The sequence below is a fragment of the Paramicrobacterium chengjingii genome (assembly GCF_011751765.2).
Lineage (GTDB): Bacteria > Actinomycetota > Actinomycetes > Actinomycetales > Microbacteriaceae > Paramicrobacterium > Paramicrobacterium chengjingii.
In genome coordinates, this window is the sequence record NZ_CP061169.1 from 458,797 (window position 1) to 478,656 (window position 19,860).

Annotated in this window: 18 protein-coding genes; 8 read left to right on the forward strand and 10 right to left on the reverse strand. The window is 63.6% G+C overall.

The annotated features are described in order from the left end of the window. Window positions 1-49: 49 nt before the first annotated feature. The gene (locus tag HCR76_RS02295; RefSeq protein WP_166987988.1) at window positions 50-871 is read left to right on the forward strand and encodes a DNA-methyltransferase; all 822 of its coding nucleotides are present in this window, start codon (window positions 50-52) and stop codon (window positions 869-871) included. A gap of 141 nt (window positions 872-1,012) precedes the next feature. On the opposite strand, the gene HCR76_RS02300 is transcribed toward HCR76_RS02295, so the two are convergent. The 8 genes from HCR76_RS02300 to HCR76_RS02335 all read right to left on the reverse strand — a co-directional run bounded on the left by HCR76_RS02300 (window position 1,013) and on the right by HCR76_RS02335 (window position 9,920). Next, window positions 1,013-2,236 carry an NAD(P)/FAD-dependent oxidoreductase gene (locus HCR76_RS02300; RefSeq protein WP_166985061.1) on the reverse strand — a complete coding sequence of 408 codons (1,224 nt, stop codon included), beginning with the start codon at window positions 2,234-2,236 and terminating at the stop codon, window positions 1,013-1,015. 95 nt (window positions 2,237-2,331) lie between these two features. Continuing rightward, window positions 2,332-2,772 carry a Fe-S cluster assembly sulfur transfer protein SufU gene (sufU, locus tag HCR76_RS02305; RefSeq protein WP_166985058.1) on the reverse strand — a complete coding sequence of 147 codons (441 nt, stop codon included), beginning with the start codon at window positions 2,770-2,772 and terminating at the stop codon, window positions 2,332-2,334. After that, the gene (locus tag HCR76_RS02310; RefSeq protein WP_198248123.1) at window positions 2,769-4,061 is read right to left on the reverse strand and encodes a SufS family cysteine desulfurase; all 1,293 of its coding nucleotides are present in this window, start codon (window positions 4,059-4,061) and stop codon (window positions 2,769-2,771) included. The genes sufU and HCR76_RS02310 overlap by 4 nt, the downstream gene beginning before the upstream one ends. 63 nt (window positions 4,062-4,124) lie before the next feature. Next, window positions 4,125-5,162, reverse strand: coding sequence for a LacI family DNA-binding transcriptional regulator (locus HCR76_RS02315; protein ID WP_166985055.1), 1,038 nt, complete (start codon window positions 5,160-5,162; stop codon window positions 4,125-4,127). Window positions 5,163-5,207: 45 nt separating this feature from the next. After that, the gene (locus HCR76_RS02320; RefSeq protein WP_166985052.1) at window positions 5,208-6,629 is read right to left on the reverse strand and encodes a GH1 family beta-glucosidase; all 1,422 of its coding nucleotides are present in this window, start codon (window positions 6,627-6,629) and stop codon (window positions 5,208-5,210) included. Continuing rightward, window positions 6,629-7,513, reverse strand: coding sequence for a carbohydrate ABC transporter permease (locus HCR76_RS02325; RefSeq protein ID WP_166985049.1), 885 nt, complete (start codon window positions 7,511-7,513; stop codon window positions 6,629-6,631). The genes HCR76_RS02320 and HCR76_RS02325 overlap by 1 nt, the downstream gene beginning before the upstream one ends. Beyond that, window positions 7,510-8,550 (reverse strand): carbohydrate ABC transporter permease, encoded by a 1,041-nt coding sequence (locus HCR76_RS02330; protein WP_166985046.1) that lies wholly within the window; start codon window positions 8,548-8,550, stop codon window positions 7,510-7,512. Before HCR76_RS02330 ends, HCR76_RS02325 begins: the two co-directional genes overlap by 4 nt. A gap of 50 nt (window positions 8,551-8,600) precedes the next feature. Then, complete coding sequence (locus HCR76_RS02335) at window positions 8,601-9,920, reverse strand: ABC transporter substrate-binding protein (protein WP_244971459.1); 1,320 nt, start codon at window positions 9,918-9,920, stop codon at window positions 8,601-8,603. A gap of 220 nt (window positions 9,921-10,140) precedes the next feature. Here HCR76_RS02335 and HCR76_RS02340 point away from each other — a divergent pair, with 220 nt between their 5' ends. Continuing rightward, on the forward strand, window positions 10,141-11,034 hold the full coding sequence (locus HCR76_RS02340) for an amidase domain-containing protein (RefSeq protein WP_166985043.1): 894 nt from the start codon (window positions 10,141-10,143) through the stop codon (window positions 11,032-11,034). Between the two features lie 291 nt (window positions 11,035-11,325). Here HCR76_RS02340 and pgm read toward each other — a convergent pair whose 3' ends face one another. Next, window positions 11,326-12,948, reverse strand: coding sequence for a phosphoglucomutase (alpha-D-glucose-1,6-bisphosphate-dependent) (gene pgm / locus HCR76_RS02345; protein ID WP_166985040.1), 1,623 nt, complete (start codon window positions 12,946-12,948; stop codon window positions 11,326-11,328). A gap of 64 nt (window positions 12,949-13,012) precedes the next feature. Here pgm and pheA point away from each other — a divergent pair, with 64 nt between their 5' ends. The 4 genes from pheA to gdhA all read left to right on the forward strand — a co-directional run bounded on the left by pheA (window position 13,013) and on the right by gdhA (window position 16,545). Continuing rightward, window positions 13,013-13,972: a prephenate dehydratase gene (gene pheA / locus HCR76_RS02350; RefSeq protein WP_166985037.1), complete on the forward strand. Its 960-nt coding sequence runs from the start codon at window positions 13,013-13,015 to the stop codon at window positions 13,970-13,972. A gap of 38 nt (window positions 13,973-14,010) precedes the next feature. Further along, a complete protein-coding gene (locus tag HCR76_RS02355; protein WP_166985034.1) occupies window positions 14,011-14,529 on the forward strand; it encodes a hypothetical protein in 519 nt (172 codons plus the stop codon). Then, complete coding sequence (locus HCR76_RS02360; RefSeq protein ID WP_166985032.1) at window positions 14,526-15,047, forward strand: hypothetical protein; 522 nt, start codon at window positions 14,526-14,528, stop codon at window positions 15,045-15,047. Before HCR76_RS02355 ends, HCR76_RS02360 begins: the two co-directional genes overlap by 4 nt. 145 nt (window positions 15,048-15,192) lie before the next feature. After that, a complete protein-coding gene (gene gdhA, locus HCR76_RS02365) occupies window positions 15,193-16,545 on the forward strand; it encodes an NADP-specific glutamate dehydrogenase (RefSeq protein ID WP_166985030.1) in 1,353 nt (450 codons plus the stop codon). Window positions 16,546-16,696: 151 nt separating this feature from the next. Here gdhA and HCR76_RS02370 read toward each other — a convergent pair whose 3' ends face one another. Continuing rightward, complete coding sequence (locus HCR76_RS02370) at window positions 16,697-17,716, reverse strand: diacylglycerol/lipid kinase family protein (protein ID WP_166985028.1); 1,020 nt, start codon at window positions 17,714-17,716, stop codon at window positions 16,697-16,699. A 36-nt stretch (window positions 17,717-17,752) separates the two neighbouring features. Here HCR76_RS02370 and serS point away from each other — a divergent pair, with 36 nt between their 5' ends. Both serS and HCR76_RS02380 read left to right on the forward strand, forming a co-directional pair. After that, window positions 17,753-19,018: a serine--tRNA ligase gene (gene serS, locus HCR76_RS02375; protein WP_166985026.1), complete on the forward strand. Its 1,266-nt coding sequence runs from the start codon at window positions 17,753-17,755 to the stop codon at window positions 19,016-19,018. After that, complete coding sequence (locus tag HCR76_RS02380; RefSeq protein WP_166985024.1) at window positions 19,015-19,806, forward strand: HAD family hydrolase; 792 nt, start codon at window positions 19,015-19,017, stop codon at window positions 19,804-19,806. The genes serS and HCR76_RS02380 overlap by 4 nt, the downstream gene beginning before the upstream one ends. Window positions 19,807-19,860 lie beyond the last annotated feature (54 nt).

Sequence of the window (19,860 nt, forward strand, 5' to 3'; positions counted from 1 at the left end):
CGGTGCCGCGACAGCATCCGGTGATTCAGCTTCGGCAGACGAACGTCGGCTGCCCGAATCGAGCGCGATTCTTGAGGGTGACAACCTGCAGGTTGTTTCCCAATTTCCGGATGCCGCGTTCACGCTGATCTACATCGACCCGCCATTCAACACCGGCCGCGAGCAGCGGCACACGAAGACGACGCACGTGCGATCGGCCGACGCGACGAGCGGAACCATCACCGGTTTCAAAGGGCAGACGTACGAGCGCATTCGCGGCCAGCTGCATCGTTACGATGACGCGTTTGATGACTACTGGGCGTTTCTCGAGCCACGACTGCTCGAGGCATGGCGGCTGCTTGCCGACGACGGCACGCTGTACCTGCATCTCGACTATCGCGAAGCTCACTATGCGAAGGTGCTGTGCGACGCGATCTTCGGGCGCGACTGCTTTCTCAACGAGATCATCTGGGCGTACGACTATGGCGGCAAATCAAAGTCACGGTGGCCGACAAAGCACGACACGATTCTGGTGTACGTGAAGAATCCGCGAACGTACGTTTTCGACTCCGATGCCATCGACCGCGAACCGTACATGGCTCCAGGGCTCGTGACGCCAGAGAAGGCAGCACGCGGAAAACTGCCGACCGATGTGTGGTGGCACACGATCGTGTCGCCAACCGGCAGAGAAAAGACCGGGTACCCAACGCAGAAGCCCATGGGAGTGCTGCGGCGCATCGTGCAGGCGTCAAGCCGCGAGGACGATTGGGTGCTCGACTTCTTCGCGGGCAGTGGCACGACCGGTGCCGTGGCGAAAGCGCTGGGCCGAAATTACGTGCTCGTCGATGCCAACCCCGAGGCGATAGCGATCATGCGCGAGCGCTTGAAGTAGCTTCTGCCCTCATGTGCGGTCGCTGCTTGGCTGAGTGGGTCGATGTTCATGTGGCAAAGTTGTACGTTATCCGCGCGAGTCAGAGCTTATTTTGACATATGAAAATTGGCTCTGAGGGCTGAGCCGTCAGGCGGGCGCCGGTCAGCGCAGCGGATCGAACGGCGCGATCGCGGGGTCGGTTCGGCCCGTGACGATGCGCTCGGCCAGCAGCTTGCCCGTCGCCGGGCCGAGCACGACTCCCCACATGCCGTGGCCGCCCGCGACGTACACATTGGGCGCACGCGTCTGCCCGACAAGCGGAAGCCCGTCTGGCGTGACGGGCCGCGAACCGACCCATTCGTCGTGCCTGTTGTCGAGGTCGACGCCCGTCATGAGCGTGCGCACCCGATTGACGATCGCCTGAATGCGCCGGTGCTGCAGCGCATCATCTGGCCCACGAAACTCCATTGTTCCCGCGATGCGAAACCGGCCCTGGTACGGCGTGCACGCGATGCGCTGCGTCGGCAGATATACCGGATGCTCGGCGGGTTCGTCCGTGTCGACCGTGAACGAGTACCCGCGCCCGGCCTGTACAGGCACGTTGACGCCGAGCACCCGGGCAAGCCGCGGCATCCACGCGCCGGTGGCGATCACAACGGAGTCGGCGGTGAGAGTCTCGCCGTTTGAGAGCATCACCGATGGTCTCGATGAGGAATCGACCGCCGACACCTCAAGGCCCATTCGCATCTCTGCGCCTCGCGCTGTGACGGACTCCGCGAGGGCGTGCATGAACGGGCCCGGCTCGATGAAGCGCTGGCCGTCCATGCGGTAGGCGGCACCGATCTGGGACGAGAGCTGAGGCGCGAGAGCGCGCGGGTCGTCGAGGCGCTCAACGTGAACGCTCTGGCCGTGCTGAATCACACCAGCAACGTCGCGCATGAAACCTCGTGCATGTCTTGCATGACCGAATCCGATGATGAACGGTCCTTCGTGGGTCGACGACTCCACGCCGCCATCGATCAGCTCGTCAAAGCTCTGCAGCGCCAGCCTGTCAATCGGGGTGAGCGCAGCCATGGCGCGATCCCAGGCGCGTTGCGTGCCGTGCGCAGCGAAACGCGCGAGAAATGACCAGAGGTTCACGTCGACGCGAACCGGAACGTGCAGCGCAGCATCCGGATCGATCAGTGCTTTGGGGCCATACGTCCACAGGCTCGGGTCGGCGAGTGGAATCGTCTTGGCTGGAGCGAGCCAACCTGCGTTGCCCCACGATGACCCGGCCGCGACGCCCTCGCGGTCGATGATCGTCACCTCGACGCCGCGCTCCTGCAGATGCCAGGCCGTCGCGAGCCCCACCATTCCCGCTCCGACAATGATCGACCGCGCCATGAAACCTCCCTACTACGCACCGTAGTTGAGACGCGATGCCGAAACCACCCGTCGACGGTGACTGTTGCGGGGCACCGAGAGAGTGCGCTCTCGAGCTACGGCAGCTGTGCGAGCGAGTCTTCGAGCGCCACCCAGGCGAGCATCGCGCACTTGACGCGGGCGATGTAGCGCGAGACTCCCTCAAGCACAGCGGCGTCGCCCAGTGGCTCGTCGTCGTCAACACCTGCGCCCTTCGACCGCATCAGCTCACGAAACAGCGCAATGCGCGGGGGAGCGTCGGCCAGCGGCATCCCGGCCGCAAGATCGCTCAAGAGAGACGCCGACGCCATCGAGATCGAGCAGCCCGCTCCCTCCCATGTGACCGCCTCAATCGTCTGTCCGTCGTCAGTGAGCTGCACCTGCAGCGTGAGTTCGTCGCCGCACGTCGGATTCAGCTGGTGCGAGGATGCCGCAGCCGCATCGCGCAGCCCGAAACCGTGCTTCTCGCGCGAATGATCGAGGATCACCTGCTGGTAGAGGCTCTCAAGGTCACTCATGATGCGGCTCCGAAGAACGAGCGAACGTCGGCAAGCGCGTCGAGAAACGCATCGACGTCTGACGTCGTGTTGTACAGGTAGGTGCTTGCGCGCGTGGATGCTGTGAGGTTGAACCGGCGGTGCAGCGGTTGCGCGCAGTGGTGGCCGACGCGAACGGCGATGCCGCGGTCGTCGAGGAACTGCCCGGCGTCATGGGCGTGGACGCCCTCGAGGTCGAAAGCGGCGAGGCCCGTGCGAGCTGCAGCATCCGTCGGTCCGAGCAGCCGCACGCCCTCGATGCGCTGCAGCCCGTCGACGAGGCGCGCGGCCAGCTCGTTCTCGTGCGCGGCGATGCGGTCGAGACCCACGATGCTCAGGTAATCACACGCCGCGGCAAGGGCGATCGCCTGCGAGATGCGCTGGGTTCCGGCTTCGAAGCGCTGCGGTGCGGGCAGGTACTCTGCCGATTCGAGAGTCACCGTTGTGATCATCGATCCGCCGGTCAAAAACGGCGGAAGCGCGTTCAGCAGCTCACGGCGGCCGTACAGCACGCCGATTCCCGTTGGCGCGAGCATCTTGTGGCCGGAGAACACGGCGAAGTCCACATCGAGAGCGCGAAAATCGACGGGCATGTGGGGAACGGACTGGCAGGCATCGAGCACGACGAGCGCCCCGGCCGCACGCGCGAGGCGCACCAGCTCGTCAACGGGCGCAAGTGCCGCTGTTACGTTCGACGCGTGGGCGAAGGCGACGATGCGTGTGCGCTCGCCGATGATCTCGGCGGCGGCGCCCGGCCGCAGCATCCCCTGCTCGTCGACGGGGATCGCTCGCACGACGGCGCCAGTGCGCGCGGCCAGTTCTTGCCACGGGATGAGGTTTGCATGGTGCTCTGCCTCGGTCACGACGATTTCGTCGCCCGCCTCGAGACGGAATCGAGCGGATGCCGCGCCGCCGCGCCCTGCCGTCGCATTGCCGATCGCGTACGCGACGAGGTTCACGGCTTCTGTGGCGTTCGACGTCCATACGATCTCGTCGGCCTCTGCCCCGACGAAGTCCGCCACCCGTACACGTGCCTGTTCGAACAACTCGGTCGCCTCTGCCGCGAGCGTGTGTGCCCCGCGGTGAACGGCCGCCGTGTAGTTCTCGGCGAACGATCGTTCGGCATCGAGTACGTTCGCGGGTTTGAGGCTCGTCGCCCCCGAATCGAGGTAGACGAGGGGTTTTCCGTTCACCTGCGCTCGGAGCTCGGCAAAATCTGAGCGGATGCGGGCAACCGCAGCATCGTCGAGGGGCAGAGTCTGAACAGTCACACCACCATTGTCTCGCGCACCGCTCACGCGTGGGGCGGTGTTACCGACACAGCGTCCGCTCGTTCAGGAGCGCGGCGCTGTCGATTCGCGCACCACCAGCTCGAGCGGCATCATCGTGGCGTTCGGAACGGACTCGTCTCCGTCGATGAGTCGCAGCAGAATGCCGGCCATGGCGTCGCCCATCTGCTCGGGTGACTGATCAACGGTGGTCAGGGGCGGGGATGCTGTCGCCGCATACCTGTCATTGTCGAAACCGACGATCGAGATGTCGTCTGGCACACGGAGCCCCGCGCTGCGCAGTGCGGAGTATGCGCCGACCGCCATCTGGTCGTTTGCCGCGAAGACCGCGTCGATGCGGGTCGAGTTCTCGAGCAGCGAGCGCATTGCCTCGGCACCGTCCGCGGGTGAAAAGTCGCCGTAGGCGACGAGCGAGTCGTCGAGCTTGGCGCGTGCGAGCGCGGCCCGCCAGCCGTCGAGCCGGTCGTGACCACCGGGCATATCGGTGCGCCCAGCGATCGTGGCGATGCGCGTGTGCCCCAAGTCGATCAGGTGCTGCGTTGCCATGCGTGCTCCATCGACGTTGTCGACATCGACGTAGTACCCCTCGATGGCTTCGGGAATCAGCGGCCGCCCTGCGAAGACCATGGGCACAGTCGCGCCCAGCTGCGTGTACGAGTGGTCGCTGACGTGGTGCGACACGATGAGCGCACCATCGACATTGCCACCGCGCAGGTAGCGCCGTGTCTTCGCCGACGAGGTCTCCGTTTCCATCAGCAGGCTGAGCGTGTATTCAGTGTCGGCGAGATGCAGGGCGACGCCTTGCACGATCGACGAGAAGAACGGGTCATCGAACACCTTCGACGCCGTCTCGGGAACGATCACCGCGATCGCCTGAGTCTTCTTGCTTGCCAGGGATCGGGCGACGCGATTGGGCACGTAACCCAACTCGTCGATCGCGGCATTGACGATCGCCACGACCTCGTCTGTCACCTTCGGCGAGTTGTTGACGACGCGTGACACCGTCGCCCGCGAGACTCCGGCTCGTGTGGCGACGGCCTCGAGGGTGGGCGCGCTTGGTCTCGCGATCGTGCGATCCGTCATCGCGCCCGTCCCCCCTTTGCAGCCGAAAAACTGCGTGTCAACAGCTTAATGCGCGGATGCCGTGTCGCGACGAACCTCGGAGCGAACCTGAGCGATCAGCTCGGAGTAGGCCCGGCCGGAGTCCTTCACAGTGCGCTCGAGCGTGTTGTAGTCGACCCGCACAATGCCGAACCGCTTGTCGTAGCCCCACGACCACTCGAAGTTGTCGAGCAGAGACCACACGAAGTAGCCGCGCACGTCAGCGCCGTCGGCGATGGCATCGGAAATCGCCTGCACGTGGTCGCGAATGTATGCCGTGCGTTCGGGGTCGTGCACGCGGCCATCCTCAGACACCACGTCGTCGTACGCGGAGCCGTTTTCGGTGACGTACAGCGGCGGCATGTTCGGGTACTCGCGCCCGAGTCGCGTGAGCAGCATCCGCAGTCCTGAGGGGTTGACCTCCCAGCCCATTGCCGTGCGGGGCAGTCCACGCGACGGGAACGCGAGGTGCTCGCTCCCGACCCAGGGGGAGCGGATGCTGCGGTCCGTCGCTCCGGAATGACCGTCGGAACCCTCAGCGGGGTGCCCAGAAACCTGGTCATCGTGGTAGTGGTTCACACCGAGGAAGTCGATGGGCGTGCCGATGATCTGCATGTCGCCCGGCTCGATCAGCTCGCGCAGCCCGAATTGCTCAAGATCGGCGATCGTGTCGGCGGCGTAGGCGCCCGTGACGATGGGCTCGAGAAACACGCGATTCTGCAGAACGTCGAACCGGCGAGCCGCTTCCACGTCAACCGGATCGTTGGCGTCGAGCGGAATCGAGTTCGACAGGTTCAGCGTGATGCCCAGGTTCTCGGCCCCCAGCTCACGGAGTCGGTTCACAGCGAGACCGTGGGCGAGATGCTGATGGTGGATCGCCGCGACTGCGGCATCCGGTTCTTGCCTTCCCGGCGCGTGAACGCCGGCCGCGTAACCGAGCAGTGATGAGCAGAAGGGCTCGTTGAACGTCGTCCAGTGCCTTACGCGGTCGCCGAGGGCGTCGTACATCACCTCCGCGTAGCGCACGAAACGCTCGGCGGTCTCGCGATTCGCCCAGCCGCCGCGCTCCTCGAGGGCTTGCGGGAGATCCCAGTGGTACAGAGTCATCCACGGAAGGATGCCGGCCTCAAGAAGTTCGTCGACCAGGCGGCTGTAGAAGTCGATGCCCTGTTGATTCACATCGCCGTCGTCGGGCAGCACGCGGGCCCAGCTCGTCGAGAACCGGTAGGTGTCGAGCCCGATGTCGCGCATGATCGCGACGTCTTCGCGGTAGCGGTGATAGTGGTCGACCGCTACCTCGAGGTTCTCGCCTCGGGCGACCGCACCGGGCACGCGAGCGAAAGCGTCCCACACGGAGTCGCGCTTTCCTTCCTCATGACCTGCACCCTCCACCTGAGCGGCGGCGGTGGCGGATCCCCACATGAATGTCGGCGGGAAATTAAGTGTCATCAGCCCTTCACGGCTCCTTGCATGATTCCAGAAATGAGTTGTTTGCCTGCCACTACGAAGAGTACAAGCAGCGGGATGGTTGAGAGTATCGCGCCAGCAAGCACGATGGAGTAGTCGACGTAGTGCGCGGACTGCAGCTGGCTGAGGGCCGTCTGCAGTGTCGGGTTCGTTGAGTCGAGTACGAGCAGCGGCCACAAGAAGTCTGTCCACGCCGTCATGAACGTAAACAGGGCGAGGATCGCCATAGCGGGGCGTGCCGCGGGAACGGCGACGTGGAAGAAGGTGCGAATCATATTCGCGCCGTCGACTCGGGCTGCCTCGATCAGCTCGTCTGGAATGACATCGACGAGATACTGGCGCATGAAGAACACGCCGAAAGCAGTGACAAGCAGCGGAATGATGACCGCGCCGATGCTTCCCGTCCAGCCCCAGGTGCGCATCAGCATGAACAGCGGAATGATGCCGAGCTGGGTGGGAACGGCGAGCGTCGCGATGACGAACACCATCAGCCCGTTGCGCCCGCGAAAGCGGAGCTTGGCGAACGCATAGCCCGCGAGGGTCGAGAAGGTCACCACCGAGAGCGTGACGACGCACGAGATGATGAGGCTGTTGCCGAGCGCCTTCCAGAATGGAATCGACTCGAAAACCACCTGTGCATTGATCCAGAACCGTCCGCCGGGAAGCAGCGGAGGCCAATCGAGCCCGAAGTCGGAGTTCGTGCGCGTCGACATGACGAACGACCACCAGAGCGGGTACGCAGAGCACACGAGAAACACCGTGAGCAGCCCGTACGTGAGAAAACCGGGGCGGCGATCGATGCCGAAGAAGCGGCGACGCTTCGCAGCATCCGGCGCTGTCTTTCTCTGCATTGCTGCCGTGCTCATCGCGAGACCTCCTTGTTGCGGTACGCGGCCAGTCGTCTCTGGCGTCTGGTCGTCGACACCTTCGTCTCTGCCGTCGCGATCGACTTCGAGAGCAAGAAGTTGATCAGCCCGATACCGACGATGATGAGGAACAGCAGCCACGCGATCGCCGACGCTTCGCCGAAGTTCTGGCGGAAGAACGCCATCTCCCACAGGTAAAGCACAGTCGTCTGAAACTGCCGTTGCGAGCCGCCCGCCGTCGCCGCGTCGAACATGCGCGGCTCGACAAAGATCTGAAGGCCCCCGATGGTCGCCGTGATGATGACGAACACCATTGTGGGGCGGATGCTGGGGAGAGTGATGCTGAAGAACCGACGCAGCATTCCGGCGCCATCGAGCGCCGCTGATTCGTGCACGTCACGGGGCACTGACTGCATGGCGGCCAGCAGGATGAGGGCGTTGTAGCCCGTCCAGCGCCAGTTCACCATTGTGGCGATGGCGATGTGGCTCGGCAGCGTGTCTGTCTTCCAGCCGATGGCGTCGAGCCCGAAGTTCTGCAGCATGTTGTTGATCAGCCCGTAGTTCTCGCTGAACATGTTCGAGAAGATCAGTGCAACGGCGGCCGGGGTGACGACGTAGGGAAGAAGGATGCTCATGCGCCAGAACGTCTTTGAGCGAATGTTCTGGTCGAGAATCGCGGCGATGAACGTCGCGGCGATGAGCTGCGGGATCGACGACAGAATGAAGATGCTGAACGTGTTGAACAACGAGTTCCAGAAGTACTCGTCGCTCAGTACGTTGACGAAGTTCTCTATGCCAACGAAGTCGCCTTGCCCCTTCAGCAAGTCCCAGTCGTACAGCGAGACGACGAATGTATAGATGAGGGGAAAGAGGCCGACGAGCCCGAAGACAATGAAGAATGGGGCGACGTAGGCGTAAGGGGATGCCTTGACGTCGAGGCGGCTGAGCCAATGGCGCCGACGCTCGGCGCGATCTGGCGTGCGTGGCGAGGTGGAGCGGGGAGGCGTGGTCTTGCCCGGGGTGAGTGTTGCAGTCATGAGAGCCCAATCGTGTGGGGTTCCCGGCTGGCGCCGGGAACCCCGTGACATCAGTTGTCGATGACGAGGTCCTGCAGAAGGTCGAGCGCCTTCTGCCAGGCTTCATCTGCTGTCGCTTCCTGCTGGTCGAGCAGGTTGAGCGCTGGCCCGAAGACGTTCTCCTGAATGACGGAGTCGTCAGGGCCCTTGAACTGCGCTTCCACGCCCTTGGCACGTTCGGCGAGGATCGCACCGGTGGGGGCGTCGTTGAACAGCTCGTTCGGTGTTGCTTCTTCGGCGAGCGTCTCTTCCGCTTTAATAGTGCTCGGGAAGTTGTTCGCTGCCTTGGACTGCTTCACCTGCTGCTCGGGATCGGTCAGCCATGCGGAGAGTTCGGCAGCTGCCTCAATGTGCTCTGACGTGGTGGGAACCGAGAGGAACGATCCGCCCCAGTTCACGGGTCCGCCAGGGAAGACGTCGGCGAAGTCCCAGCCTGTGCTGGCGTCGCCGCCGCCGGACTCAAGTGAGCCCTGAATCGTGCCGAGCATCCAGCCCGGGCAGACGAACGTTGCGAAGGAGCCGTCAACGAAGGCCTTGCCTCCGCCCCAGTCCCACGCGGTCTGTGCGGCGGACTGGCCGTTCAGCGTCGCCTCGGCGAGCTGGTTGAAGCGATCATGCATCTCGGTGTTGCCGTCGATGTTGAGCTCGCCGTCCTCGGTGTAGTAGCCCTCGTCCATCTGGTTGACCATGGAGTTCCAGACGAAGCCCGAGTGGTCGTACCACGCCTTGCCGGTCTTCTCTGTGTACTCGGCCCCCAGCTCGAAGTAGGTGTCCCAGCTTGCGTCGTCTCCGCCAAACAACTCGGCTACCTCGTCGCGATCGGTTGGGAGCCCTGCCTGCTCGAACAGCGGGCCGTTAAAACAGAGGCCGGTCGGGCCGATGTCTGTTCCGTAGCCGATGACGCGCCCGTCAGGGTCGGTGCCCTGCTCGAATTTCCAGTCGAGCCAGCGGTCCTTGATGTCTTGTGCGCCGTACTCGTTGAGATCGACGAAGCGGTCAGACACTTCCATGATGGCGCCGAGCCAGCCTTCTTCGACGGCGACGATGTCGCTCAGGCCGGAGCCGGCTGCGAGCTTCGTGAAGGCATCGGTGCGTGCGTTGCCGCCCGTGTCGATGTTTGTCGGCTTGATGGTGATGTTCGGGTGAAGTTCTTCGTACTCCTTGTAGAGGTCGTCGTAGCCGAAGGTGCCGAACGTCGTGATGGTGAGGGTGATGTCTTCATCACCGGATGCTGCTGAGCCGCCGTCTGCTGAACAGCCTGTGGCAAGCATTGCGAAGGCGGCAACACCGGCAACGGTTGCTGCTGCTTTGGTGCGTCGTGAGAGTTTCACGGTCACTCCTTTGTGGGTGGTGGGTTGGTGCGAGACGTGAGAGCGCTCTCATTTGGAGGCGTGAGAGCGCTCTCACGCAATCTGGAGAAGACTCTAAGCCGCGAAGCATCACTTTGTCAATGGGCACTCGGGTGCGCGTCATGGGTGATCATCAGGTTGCGCCGAATCGAGATCGCCTAAGATTGGGAAGATCCGGTCTCCCTGTTTTCCAAAGGTATCTATGCGTCGCACGTCCCGAACCGCTGTCATGACAGCGCTGTTCGCCGCTGCGGCGATGCTTCTTGCGGGCTGTGCTGTTGCACCAGCGGATGCCGCGGCACGGCAACACTCTGATCGCCCCGTTCCGTTGGTCACGGCCACACCGGTTGCGATTCCAACCGTCTCCGAGGTCTCACCGGCATCCGGATCGCTCTCGGGCGGCGACACAGTCACTCTCACAGGAGAATCGCTATCTCAGGTGACCTCGGTGACGTTCGGAGATCGGGCAGCGAGCGAGCTCGCCGTCGTCGACCAGAACACCATCACCGTCGTTGCTCCGCGCCAGGCCACGTACCAAACGGGCACCGTTGAGATTGCCGCGATGATCGGCGAACAAGCGGCTCCGGCATCCGGAGATCTCACGTACGAGTACACAGCAGTGACCGACGTCGACAGGCAGATGCAGTACGCGTTGACGTATTGGAAGGACTACAACGACGACGAGTGGGGCGACTACAATCCCCTCGGCGGGGACTGCGCAAACTTCGTGTCGCAGACCCTCGCAGCCCGGGGCTGGGAGCCGTCGAACACCTGGCATAACTACTCCGGATCGGCGACAACGGCGTGGGCTTTCGTGCCAGCTCTCGACAACTGGCTGCAGACCGTACCCGACGTCACGCGGCTCTCCAGCGACCAGCGGGACCAGATCGAGGTCGGCGATGTCGCCGTCTTCAGCTGGAGTGGCACCACCTACCGTGACCACGTGATGATCGTGTCTGACGTCGTCACCAACGACGACGGCAGCATCGACATCAAGCTCGTCGGGCATAACGTCGACAACGACTTCCGTGATTTCGACGAGACCGTCACCGAAGAGCACCCCGGTGGGGACGCCTGGTTCTACTCGATTCCGTAGCGGGGAGCTGGCAACCGCGTTATCGAACCGGGCCCCTCGAGGTGCGCCTCAGCGCCCCTGGTTGGCGTGAGGATGTTCAACCATTCGGATCTCTCGTGCGACACACCGCGATTTGGGCGGCGACACGCCGGTAACGGGGTCGGACCTCCGAATGAGTGAACGGTCGGGTGCGCGGCCGCGAAGGCCGGGATGCGTTGAGTGAGGGTGTGTGTCGAGACGGGTTCACGAGCACCGCGGGTCGGCGTCAGCAGCGAGCGCGCGACTCAGCATCACAGATCGACGAGGGGTGTCTCAGCCTTTGAGCGCCGCATCGACGATGCTTTTCGCCTCGGTGAGCACTTGTTCGAGGTGCTCCGCACCGCGGAACGACTCGGCATAGATCTTGTAAACGTCTTCTGTGCCGCTGGGGCGCGCAGCAAACCAGGCGTTCTCGGTGACGACCTTCACCCCGCCGATCGCGGCGTCGTTCCCCGGCGCGTGTGACAGCTTGGCAGTGATCTGCTCGCCAGCAAGCTCTGTGGCGCGAATGCTGTCGCCGTCGAGCTTCTTCAAAATGGCCTTTTGCTCAGTGCTCGCGGCTGCGTCGATGCGGCGGTATGCCGGTGCACCGAAGCGCTCGGTGAGTTGCGCGTACAGCTGCGACGGTGACGTGCCGGTGACGGCGCGAATCTCGGCGGCGAGAAGGCACAGCAGGATGCCATCTTTGTCGGTTGTCCAGACGGTGCCGTCCATGCGCAGGAAGCTGGCTCCCGCACTTTCCTCCCCGCCGAAGCCCACAGAGCCGTCGACGAGCCCGGGGACAAACCACTTGAAGCCGACCGGCACCTCCCACAGCGTGCGATCGAGGGATGCTGCGACACGGTCGATCATCGAGCTCGAGACGAGCGTCTTGCCGACCGCGGCATCCGGATTCCACCCCGTGCGGTGCTGGTAGAGATACTCAACAGCCACGGCGAGGAAGTGGTTGGGGTTCATCAGCCCCGCGTCGGGGGTGACGATGCCGTGCCGGTCAGCATCCGCGTCATTGCCCGTGAGAATGTCATAGTCGCCCTGATGCTGCAGAACCGATGCCATAGCGGAGGGGCTCGACGGGTCCATGCGGATCTTGCCATCCCAGTCAAGCGTCATGAACCGCCACGTGGGGTCAACGAGTGGGTTTACAACAGTGAGGTCGAGGTCGTAACGATCTGCGATCGCCTGCCAGTAGTGCACGCTTGCCCCACCAAGGGGATCGGCGCCGATGCGGATGCCGGAGTTCTTGATGGCATCCATGTCGATGATGTTCGCGAGATCATCGACGTAGCTGCCGCGAAAATCATAAGTGTCGACGGCGCTCGGCTCGGCGCGCTTCACCTCGGTGAGACCGCCCTCGATCAGCGCGTTGGCACGGTCGGCGATCCAGGTTGTCGCGTCGCTGTCGGCCGGACCACCGTGAGGTGGGTTGTACTTGAAGCCGCCGTCGCTCGGGGGATTGTGGCTCGGCGTGATGATGATTCCATCGGCGCGATCGTGGTGTGCCGGATCGTTGTTGTACAGCAGAATCGCGTGGCTCAGCGCCGGCGTCGGCACAAAATCATCGAATTCGTCCACGAGCACGTGCACTTTGTTGCCCACGAGCACGTCGAGCGCTGTGGTGCGCGCCGGAGCGCTCAGCGCGTGGGTATCCGCGCCGAGAAAGAGCGGCCCCTCGACCCCGATCGACGCTCGATACTCCACGATCGCCTGCGTCGTCGCGGCAATGTGGTTCTCGTTGAACGCCGTGTTCAGCGAGGAGCCTCTGTGCCCGCTTGTTCCGAATGCCACGCGCTGAGAGGCGACCTCGGGGTCGGGCTTGAGCTCGTAGTACGCGGCTATCAGTGAGTCGATGTCGACGAGGTCGTCGTCGGTGGCGAATGTTCCAGCACGCTCGGTCATACGACCATTCTCTCAGTGCCGGTTCGGCCGGTGCACATTGTCTCGGGCGACTAGGCTCGATGCTATGCCTCAGAACGACGCCTCCGCCCTCCGCACGTATAGCTATCTCGGGCCGCGCGGAACGTTTACCGAGGCGGCTCTTGCGCAGGTGTCAGAAGCCGAGGGGCAGATCTGGCGCAGCGTCAATAACGTCGGGGAGGCGTTCTCAGACGTCGCGAGCGGCGTCTCTCACGGGGCCGTCGTTGCTCTTGAGAACTCGATCGACGGCGGGGTTTCGGCGGCGCAGGATGCCCTGGCCACCACGGCGGGTCTGCGTATCGTGGGCGAGTACCTCGTGCCCGTCGACTTCAACATCGTCGCGCAGCGCGGAATGACGCTCGAGCAGGTGTCTCATCTGAACGGGCATCCAGTTGCCTATGCACAGTGCAGACGCTGGATCGAGAAGCACCTTCCCAGGCACACGCACATCCCCTCGACGAGCAACGTCGCGGCGGCGGCGAACCTGCTCGAAAGCGACGTCGCCGATGCCGCCATCGCACCGCCGAACATCACGGAGCACTACGACCTCGAGGTGCTCGCCGAGCACATTGGCGACAACATCAACGCCGTCACGCGTTTCGCGCTCGTGACGACGTCGCGCAGCATCCCCGAGCCGACGGGCGCCGACAAGACGAGCTTTGTCGCCGAGCTGCCGGTTGACCAGCCGGGCGCTCTGCTCGACATGCTCGAGCAACTCTCGACGCGCGGCGTCAATATGACGATGATTCAGTCGCGGCCCATCGGCGACGAACTGGGCCGGTACCGGTTCGTGATCGACATCGACGGGCACATTCGAGACGAGCGTGTCGCCGATGCGCTCATGGGCATCCATCGCTTCAGCCCGCGCGTCACGTTCCTTGGCTCCTATCCGAGGGCAGACAAGGCACCCGTGCGCTTCGACGCCCGGTACGACGACGACGTGTACATCGAGGCCCGCGACTGGCTGCGCGGCCTCATCTCGGGAGAGCCCAACCCGGAGGCGTAGGTACACACCGCGACCGCGATTCATCGAAGGAGCTGAACGTGCCCGACCCGACAGCAGATTTTGACCCGCGCTTTGACCCGCGCTTTCAGCCGGGGTTCGACCCAGAAGTGCACAGCGACCGAACCCGCGCGTCGCGTCAGTCGACGAACGAAGCCCGTGCGAGCACGGATGCTCATGACGAGGTGCCCATTGTGGATGCCGAAGACCTCGCACACGGAGGAGCGCTCGACGAGAACGACCCTCAGGATGCCGCGGCCGCGCCGCCGCGCGGCGGCGTCGCGCTGCTTCTGCGCAACCCCTTCATATGGGTCATCGTCGTGCTAGCTGCAGCGCTCATCGCCTGGTCGCTGACCTCGTACGCGTCAGCGATCGAGACGACGTCGGACATTTTCTCTGGGACTTTCGGAAGCGACGAGGAGACCAAGGCCGAATACGCGTCTGCACAGTTCGCGATCGGCATAGCGCCGTTCACACTCGCCGTCGGAATTCTCGCGCTCGCCGGTGTCGCCTTCTTCGCCGCAGCGACATGGTGGCGCAAGCGGGACGCGAGACGATGACATCGCGTCTCTCGCGACGCGCTCTCGTCACGACGTTCGTCGGCATCCTGCTGCTTGTCGGTGGCACGCTCGTGGTCGCCAACGGTCTGACGCACCGGTATGCATCGGCCCAGTCGGCGATTACGATTCATAGGCAGAAGCCTCCGGCCGATCTCAACGAGTACACGTACTACTCCTTCGAGGGCGACGGCAGCGGCGTTCTTGACGACAACCTTTCGTCCATCATCGACAGCATTTCGGATCTGTTGCTCTCTGACGCCGAGGCATCAGGGTCGTTTGAGATCCCGCGACTCGACGTCTATGTCGAAGACTCGAGTCTCGTCGCAGTGTCGGGCGCCGCTCCCGGATATCGGTCGTATGGCTACGGCACATTCTTTCAACCGTGGACTCCGCACGCGTACATGATCGCGCCGTTCATCGGAGGTCTGATCACGTTCGCCGGGCTCTTCTGGATGGCTGCACGCTGGCACGTGACAGCATCCGTTCCACACCGTGAGATTGACGAAACCCCGCTGTAACAGCGAAACTGTGTCTGGCCCCACGAAAGGTCACACCCCCTGTCTCGGTGCTTTGCGTGCCGCAATCCCGTATGCGCGTGCCCGCCAAGACGAGCTTCAGCCAGAGCAGCCTGATGCTTCGAAGTAACTCACAGAAAGACCGCATGTGACGAACTCCTCCGTCAATGACTACCTCAGCTCCGTCTATGAGACCGCCGTCGCGCGTAATGCGAACGAGCCCGAGTTTCACCAGGCTTTGCACGAAGTGCTCGAGTCGATCGCGCCGGCGCTGATCGAGCACCCGGAGTTCGTCGAGGCAGGCATTCTCGAACGATTGGTCGAGCCGGAACGCCAAGTGATGTTCCGCGTTCCGTGGACCGACGACGGCAACCGGGTTCACGTGAACCGTGGCTTCCGCGTTCAGTTCAACTCGGCACTCGGGCCGTACAAGGGCGGACTGCGCTTCCACTCGTCGGTGAACCTTTCGATCATCAAGTTTCTCGGTTTCGAGCAGATCTTCAAGAACGCACTCACTGGCCAGGGCATCGGCGGTGGCAAGGGCGGCAGCGACTTTGACCCGCATGGCAAGTCAGACTCCGAGATCATGCGCTTCTGCCAGTCGTTCATGGATGAGCTGTATCACCACATCGGCGAGTACACGGATGTTCCCGCGGGCGACATCGGCGTCGGCGGACGTGAGATCGGCTACATGTTCGGCCGATTCCGCAAGCTCACCAACCGCCACGAGTCGGGCGTGCTCACGGGCAAAGGCCTGGGCTGGGGCGGCGCCCAAGTGCGCACAGAAGCAACGGGCTACGGGGCAGTCTTCTTCGCCGAGGAGATGCTCGCCGTACGGGGTGAGGGCATCGACGGACGCACCGCAATCGTGTCGGGCGCTGGCAACGTCGCCACGTATGCGATCGAGAAGGTTCAGCAGCTCGGCGGCAAGGCCATCACAGCATCCGACTCGTCTGGCTACATCGTCGACGAAGACGGTGTCGACGTTGATTTGCTGAAGCAGATCAAAGAGGTTGAGCGCCTGCGCATCTCGGAGTATGCGGCACGCAAGACATCGGCGCGCTTCATCGAGGGCGGCTCTGTGTGGGACGTGAAGGGTGACATCGCCCTGCCGAGCGCCACGCAGAACGAGCTCGGGCTGAAGGATGCCGAGACGTTGATCAAGAATGGCGTCGTCGCTGTGTCTGAGGGCGCGAACATGCCAACGCAGCCCGATGCGGTTCACGCATTTCAGAAGGCCGGTGTGCTGTTCGGCCCAGGAAAGGCCGCGAACGCGGGTGGCGTTGCGACGAGCGCGCTCGAGATGACGCAGAACGCGTCGCGCGAGCGCTGGTCGTTCGATGACAGCGAGCGCCGTCTTCACGACATCATGCGCAACGTGCACCGTTCGGCGTACGAGGCAGCGGAACGCTACGGCCACCCCGGGGATTACGTGGTCGGCGCAAACACGTCGGCGTTCGTGCAGGTTGCGAGCGCGATGCAGTCGCAGGGAGTCATCTAGCCGCGTCACGTCGCGCCGCCCGGCCACGCCGTGCCGTCCGGCCCACACCGCAACCGCCAAAATGGGCGAGGTTCTGCAACGAATCCTCGCCCATTTTGGCGAGCGCCCGGGACGGGTGTGGCTGCGGTCCGGTCCGGGGCGTGGCGGCGGGTCAGGCGTTGTCGGCAGCGCGCTGCTTTGCCGCCGCGCGGGAGCGCGGGGCCGGCACTTTTACCGTCAGCGCGAGCGCGTCGACCGTAAAGCGCGTCGCCGTTGTCATGCCGATCTCATCGCCATCGAGCTCAAGCTGCTGCGGGTCGTCTGGCTTCACCGTCACCATGGGCGAGCGCAGGTACGTCACAGTGCGGTCGCGTCCCTCGGACGCTTTCAGAATGCGTCGTCCAATGCTGGAGCGACGCAGCACGCCGTTCTCCCAGCGCACCTTGCGCCACACCTGCAGCCACCCGAGGGCGCCCTTGGGCTGAAGCACAGCCAAGTCGAGCTTCCCGTCGTCGATCTTCGCATCGGGGAGCAGCTCGATGCCGGCCGGGAGCGTGCCGCAGTTGGCCACAAGAATGGTGCTGACGTGAGCACTGTGCGGCGCCGACTCCGCGAGCTGGTAGCGAATGCGAAATGGTTTGAGGTCTGCGAGTGAGCGCACGACAGCATCCGCGTATGCCAGCCACCCCACGGATTTCTTCAAATCGTCGTTGGTGTTCGCGATCATCTGTGCATCAATGCCCATGCCCGCCATCACGAGAAACACGTACTGCTGCGTGGGCACCTCTTCCGAACGAACTTCGGCGATGCCGATGTCGATCGCGCGGTCGCTGCCCGTATAGGCGACGGTCATCGACTGCTTGATATTGCTGAGCGGAAGATCGAGGTTGCGTGCGAGCAGGTTGCCCGTTCCTGCGGGAACAATGGCAATCGGCACACCGCTCGAGCGCAGTCCTTCGGCCACGCAGCGCACGGTACCATCGCCGCCCGCGGCGACAACGACAGACGCGCCCCTCTCGACGGCTTGTTTGGCCATGGAGACGCCAGGGTCATCGACAGTAGTTTCGACGAAGTGCGGTTCGCCCCACCCGTGTTCGGCGGCGCCCGCGGTGAAGATCCGCTTCAGCTTCTCGGCATCCGTCTTCACCGGGTTGAATACGATTGCCGCGAATTTCTCGCCTTCGACGCTCATAGAAGAAACCTACCCGCTTCCGCTTAGACTTGGCCTGTGATTGATCCCGTGATTCTGCGTGAAAACCCTGACCTCATCCGACGCTCGCAAGAAGCCCGCGGGTCCCGAGTCGAGAGCGTCGATGAGGCGATCGAGGCGGATGCTGCGCGGCGACGCGCGATCGGAGTCTACGAAGAGCTGCGCGCCGAGCAGAATGTCTTCAGCAAGAAGGTGGCGAAGGCACCGAAAGACGAGAAGAAGGCGCTCATCGCAGAGGTGCAGCAGCTGGCCGGGCGTGTGAAAGAGGCGCAGCGTGCCTCAAGCGAGGCCGAAGACGCTTTCACCGCCGTCGCCCGCACAATCGAGAACGTCATCATCGAGGGAATCCCGTCGGGCGGCGAAGACAACTTCGCACTTCTGCGCACCGAGGGGGAGCGGCCGACGTTCGACTTCGCACCGCGCGACCATCTGGAACTGGGGGAGAAGCTCGACGCGATCGACATGGCGCGAGGCACCAAGGTTTCTGGCGCGCGCTTCTACTATCTCAAGGGCATCGGCGCGCGCCTTGAGCTCGCGCTCATGACATTGGGCCTCGACAGGGCGCTCGAGGCTGGCTTCACCCCGCTCATCACGCCGACACTCGTGAAACCGGAGATCATGGCCGGAACAGGCTTTCTCGGCGAGCACTCTGATGAGGTGTACAAACTCGAAGCAGACGATCTCTACCTCACGGGCACGAGCGAGGTGGCGCTTGCCGGGTACCACGCCGACGAGATCGTCGACTTGTCGAACGGCCCGCTTCGCTATGCCGGATGGTCCACGTGCTACCGCCGAGAGGCCGGGTCGCACGGAAAAGACACACGCGGCATCATTCGCGTGCACCAGTTCAACAAACTCGAGATGTTCGTCTATACCGATCCCGCAGAGGCCGAGGCCGAGCACGATCGCCTGCTCGCGTGGCAGGAAGGGATGCTGCAGAGCCTCGGGCTGAGCTACCGCGTCATCGACACGGCGGCCGGCGACCTGGGATCGAGCGCTGCCCGCAAGTTTGACGTTGAGGCGTGGGTGCCGACGCAAGATGCCTATCGTGAGCTCACGTCGACGTCGAATTGCACAACCTTTCAGGCGCGCAGACTCGACACCCGTTACCGCACCGAATCGGGCAAGACGGCACCGGTTGCGACGCTCAACGGAACACTCGCGACAACGCGGTGGCTGGTTGCGCTGCTCGAGACGCATCAGCGCGCTGACGGCTCCGTCGTGATTCCCGAGGTGCTGCGCCCGTACGTCGGCGGACTCGAGGTCGCGGAGCCCGTGGCGTGACAGCCACGCCAAAGCTCATCGCGCTTGACATCGACGGAACCGTTCTTCACGAAGACGGCGAGGTGTCTGCCGCTGTGCGCGACGCTGTTGCGACAGCATCCGCCGATGGCCATGAAGTGATGCTCGCGACGGGGCGCAGCTGGGAATCAACCAAGCCGGTGCTCGAACAACTGGGCCTCGTGAGCGACTACGCGGTGTGTGCAAATGGTGCCGTGATCATGAAGCGCGTCGGTGAAGACTATGTGCGGCACCACGTCGAGACCTTCGACCCGACCGAGGTGCTGCGCCTCATTCACAACCACCTCGACGACGGCCGTTACCTCATCGAGTACCCGGACGGCAATCGCCGCTACACCGAGGGCATGACCGACTGGAACCTCGACCGCGCCGAGAAAGTTGAGTTCGAGAAGCTGCTCGAGAACCCTGTGTCGCGCGTTGTGGTTGTCTCGCCCGGTCATGACGAGCAGCAGTTCTTGCAGGCGGTCGAAGACATGGGGCTGCACAAGGTCACGTACGCGATCGGTTGGACAGCATGGCTCGACATCGCGCCGTTCGGGGTCAACAAATCGACGGCGCTCGAGCATGTGAGATCGTGGCTCGGCGTCGAACGAGAGTGCATCATTGCCGTTGGAGATGGGCGCAACGACATCGAGATGCTTCGCTGGGCGTCTCAATCAGGCCGTGGCGTTGCCATGGGGCAGGCGCCCGCTGAGGTGAAGGATGCCGCGAATTTCATCACCTCCGGTGTCGAGAGCGACGGCCTCGTTCCTGTGCTCGCGTCGCTCTGAGCTCACCCGAATCGTTCCCGCACCGTCGGTCAGGTAGAATCATTCGCGCCGTCT